Annotated in this window: 4 protein-coding genes and 1 tRNA gene; 2 read left to right on the top strand and 3 right to left on the bottom strand. The window is 59.7% G+C overall.

Going from position 1 to position 3,833, the window contains the following annotated elements; genetic code table 11:
• Nucleotides 1-38 precede the first annotated feature (38 nt).
• Nucleotides 39-114: transfer RNA gene (locus tag ACIQ67_RS20055), tRNA-Phe, on the top strand.
• 19 nt (nt 115-133) lie between these two features.
• Here the strand turns inward: ACIQ67_RS20055 and ACIQ67_RS20050 are convergent.
• Genes ACIQ67_RS20050 through ACIQ67_RS20040 form a run of 3 tightly spaced genes read right to left on the bottom strand, consistent with a single transcriptional unit; the run spans nt 134 to nt 2,208 of the window.
• Nucleotides 134-1,123 (bottom strand): tyrosine-type recombinase/integrase, encoded by a 990-nt coding sequence (locus ACIQ67_RS20050; protein ID WP_397536139.1) that lies wholly within the window; start codon nt 1,121-1,123, stop codon nt 134-136.
• Nucleotides 1,012-1,377 carry a helix-turn-helix domain-containing protein gene (locus ACIQ67_RS20045; protein WP_397536138.1) on the bottom strand — a complete coding sequence of 122 codons (366 nt, stop codon included), beginning with the start codon at nt 1,375-1,377 and terminating at the stop codon, nt 1,012-1,014. Before ACIQ67_RS20045 ends, ACIQ67_RS20050 begins: the two co-directional genes overlap by 112 nt.
• A gap of 9 nt (nt 1,378-1,386) precedes the next feature.
• Nucleotides 1,387-2,208, bottom strand: coding sequence for a hypothetical protein (locus ACIQ67_RS20040; RefSeq protein ID WP_397536137.1), 822 nt, complete (start codon nt 2,206-2,208; stop codon nt 1,387-1,389).
• Nucleotides 2,209-2,778: 570 nt separating this feature from the next.
• On the opposite strand from ACIQ67_RS20040, the gene ACIQ67_RS20035 reads away from it, so the two are divergent.
• A complete protein-coding gene (locus tag ACIQ67_RS20035; protein WP_397536136.1) occupies nt 2,779-3,540 on the top strand; it encodes a hypothetical protein in 762 nt (253 codons plus the stop codon).
• Nucleotides 3,541-3,833 lie beyond the last annotated feature (293 nt).

The following is a 3,833-nucleotide window of genomic DNA, read 5'->3' as shown; positions in this document are numbered from 1 at the left end:
GATTCGGAGCCACGCTTTCGAATCAGCAAATTAACAAAGGCCTGGTAGCTCAGTTGGTAGAGCAGCGGATTGAAAATCCGCGTGTCGGTGGTTCGATTCCGCCCCAGGCCACCAAACAGATCAACGGCTTAGCTCATTCAGAGCTAGGCCGTTTTTCTTTGTCCGTAGCCACAGCGTAGCCGCTGAACGCATCCAACCGGCTGGCGGCCCCTTGCAGGGCATCCGGCGCAACGTGGGCGTACCGCTCGACCATGATGCCGGTCTGCCAGCCGCCGAGCCTTTGTAGCTCGTGGGTGGGCGTTCCGGCTTGCCGATGCCAGGTCGCGAACGTGTGCCGCAAGTCGTGCCAGCGAAAGTCCTCGATACCTGCGCGCTCCAGTGCCGCGTACCAGGCCTTGGTGTTGCATTGGCCCACGGGCTCGCCTCGATAGGTGAAGACGCGGGTTGGATGCTTGCCAAGCTGCTTGCGAACTACAGCGAGCGCCATCTCGTTCAGCGGCACGGAGTGCGGCTTGCCGTTTTTGTGCTTACTGCCGGGAATCCAGGCGTGCTTTCTCTCCAGATCCACATAGCGCCATTCCAAGCCTTTTACGTTCGCGGATCGCAAGCCTGTCATTACCGAGAACACAGCCATGTCGGCGAGGTGCTCCGGCAGTTCCAGTCGCAGCCGGTCGAACTCGTGCAGCGTCAGCGACCGCACGCGCCCTTCGGCTTCCTTGAACAGCTTGAACTTGGGCACCCTGTCGATCCATTCCCATTCGTCGCATGCGCGTTTGAGGATGGAGCGGATCAGGGCGAGATAGCGGTTTGTGGTCCCAGGCGAGGAAATCTTCTCGCGGTCGAACTTGATCCGGTCGATCAGCGTTCGGTCGATCTCGTCTAGGTGCTTGCCTCCCAGGTAAGGGTCGAGCCAGCGAAGCTTTGCCTTGTCATCGTCGTGCGTGGCCTTGTGCTTCGTTTCCAAGAGCCAGCGCACTACCGCTTCCTCCCAGGCGCGTCGAGGCTTTACGCCTAATCTTTCCTGTTCCCACCGCGCTGCGGCGAGCCGATCGTGGACCTGCTTCGCCTCGCGCTTGTCGGTAGTCCCAGTAGATTGCTGTAAAGGCTTCGATTCGCCCCGGATAGCGGGGAGTTTGACCCACCAGTACGGTGAGTCCTTGCGTCTGTAGAGCGACATTCAGTGTTCTCCTGAAGATCGACCACGGACACGCGCGCGAGTGATTCTGTCACCAGATGCTGGATCAGCAAGTCTTTGACGAACACCCATGAGCGCCCGACCTTGCAGGCAGGTATCGCGCCACGCTGGGCGAGCTTCTGCACAGTCTTGGGGTGCGCCTTGAGCAGCTGCGCGGCTTCCGTAAGGTCGAGCGTGGACATGCAGACCTCTCAGGCCGCGGCGGGCCAGGCGCAGTAGGCGCCGTCGTGGAACCGCATAGGCAACTCACGCTTGAGCCTAACGAACACGCCGTGCGGTACCAAATGGGCAATCCAGGGGCTATCGAGTACCTCACCCGTTGCGCTCAGCACAAGCTTGCCCGCCCTACGCACCACCTCTCCAACGCCGTGGGACAGCTTCACCCACTCTGGCAGGTTGAGCCAGACGCGAACCTTGCGGCCGTGCTCGCATAGGCCGCCGATGCCATAAAGCCGCAGCCCCTTGGGAAAGCGGTGGAACTCCCCGAGCTTGGAGAGGTACTTCATCAGGTAGCCCACACCGGCCTTGGCAGGCTGCGTGTTGCTCATGCCGTGCGGCCACCAGGTCTTGCGCCCGCGATCCGTGTCCCAGTGAGGCATTCGGACGCCAGGCGGCAGCCAAGCCAGCAGGTGATAGTGCACTGCACCTCGGGCTTGCAGCTCTGCGACCCAGGTGTAGCGGCAGGGCACGCGCTGGGACTTGCACCACTTGCGAAACCAGCGGCAGGCTGTGGCGATGTGCTGCGGCTTCCAGTCTGCGACGCCGACGTAGGTCAGGGTGACGAACCAGCAGACGGCGGGGCGGTGGCCTCGCTCAGCGATGCCGTGAAGATGCCCAGATGCCCAAACCGCCTTCTTCAATCGGGCGACGCGCTTCTCAGCGACGACCGAAGGAGCAAAAGAAATTAGGGTGTCGTGGACACTTGTTTTGGATGAGACAAGCCCGGGGCTCGCTACGCTCGCCTGGTCAGCGGGGCGCGAGGATGGAGAAGGGGCAATGAAAGCAGCGCACATGCGAACTCCAGAGTGGTTGGGTTCGCGATAGGTGCGGTGCTGATGGTGGGCCGTTCGAGATCACCGACTGAGTTCTCGATCCCTGGCCGCGGGCTACTCCGGTGGGGCCGGATACCGCTTTCGGGCGCTGATTTGCTATCGCTGGAGCGACTCTATGCGCCGGGCGGCGCGATGGTCAACACTGAGCGACATAGAACGTCGCAGTTCAACGACGGCGCTCCGCGTGCAGCGGCAAGCGCTGCACCGCTGATCCCCGTCTTGAGCGCGGGGCGGCGACCTTTGCGAGCGGACGTTTCGCGCCCGCGTGCCAGATGGGTGTACTGCATCCATCGCTGCCGCTGGCTATCCAGATTGACGAGGCTCCCGCGGCCTTCGGCCTGCTCTCCTGGGGCTACCGCCCCAGCCCCCGCGCGGAAGAAGAACCCGATTTGATTCGGCACCCAGCTAAATCTGTGTCAGCGTAAGCTAGCATTTAGGCCGCCAAGGCGAACGGACAGCTTTCTTTACCCAATGCTGCAATCAATCAAGCACGGAAGGGCTATTCCAGGCATGGGAGCTACAGGACTTACGTTGGTCCTTGCTATTGCCCCAAATTTGCCAATCACCCTCCCACTTTGGTTCAAACTCTCTGTTGTCCTGATTTCCATGGCAATGCTGTCATGGCCATTAATTGGGCGCCATATTGCTTCACGAGGATCTGAGGAGCACATGTCAAGCTTCGGTATGACACTTATGGTCATTTCGCTTTGTGGCCTTTGCGTCGGCGCTGTGCTTCATTTCTTCTTCCCCTCGGTCTTTGTGTCCAAAGCTGACAATAGCCCAGTGCAAGTCGATAGACCTACTGACAAAGGTATATCGAAACTCGATGTGCCGGACGGCAGGCTCGTCTCGCAGACGGTGGGGCAAAGCGCGCAGTCGATTACGAACCATGGGCCTGTTTACAACACTCAGCTCAACATCAGTTCGCCTCCGGCATCGGATTCCAAGCCCGACAACATATCAGCCTCAACTGTTCGCTTGCAGGTTTCATGCATCTTCAACCCTCGCTACATCACGCGCTTTGCCTTGGTCAACATTGGCAAGACTGACTTGCCATACTCGGCACGCATCCTGACGCGGCCCGAAATCACTGTGACACCTGGCGAAAAGGCCAATGGGACTGTGAAGGCGAACACTCGCTTGGAGATTCTTGCGAGTGACATTGGCACAGCCAGTCAGTCAGTTCGCGCGACTGTCATCTTTGATTTGGTTGCTACTCGCGGAGACATTTCCGGCGAATGCTTGGTAGTTGACATGCAGACGGGAGCCCAACAAGTGGAACCGATGATCTAGCTAGGATCTTTCGCCGGCGCGGGACTATTTTGCTGGTGCGGGCATGGATGGCACGTAGCCAAAACGTAGCTGCTTTTGCTGCTTTCGATCGAGTCGGTGACACCGCTTAGCTCCAGCCGTCATCGTGCGCGTGCCCCGTGGTCGGTGGGTTGCTAGTTCGCTGGGCGCTTGAAAATCCGCGTGTCGGTGGTTCGATTCCGCCCCAGCCACCATCCCCCTCTTTTCGGCCGATCCCGAGAGATCCCAAGAAAGCTAAAAGCCCTTTCATATCAAGGGCTTATCCTGAAAAAGGC

The sequence above is a fragment of the Roseateles sp. genome, assembly GCF_044373315.1.
Lineage (GTDB): Bacteria > Pseudomonadota > Gammaproteobacteria > Burkholderiales > Burkholderiaceae_C > JACDQM01.
Note: the sequence above shows the minus strand (reverse complement) of the source record. Positions and strands in the feature narration are given on the sequence as shown.

Excerpts from the sequence above, each read along its gene's own strand:
- ACIQ67_RS20045 (WP_397536138.1), bottom strand. The coding sequence starts at position 1,377 with ATGTCCACGCTCGACCTTACGGAAGCCGCGCAGCTGCTCAAGGCGCAC.
- ACIQ67_RS20040 (WP_397536137.1), bottom strand. The coding sequence starts at position 2,208 with ATGTGCGCTGCTTTCATTGCCCCTTCTCCATCCTCGCGCCCCGCTGAC.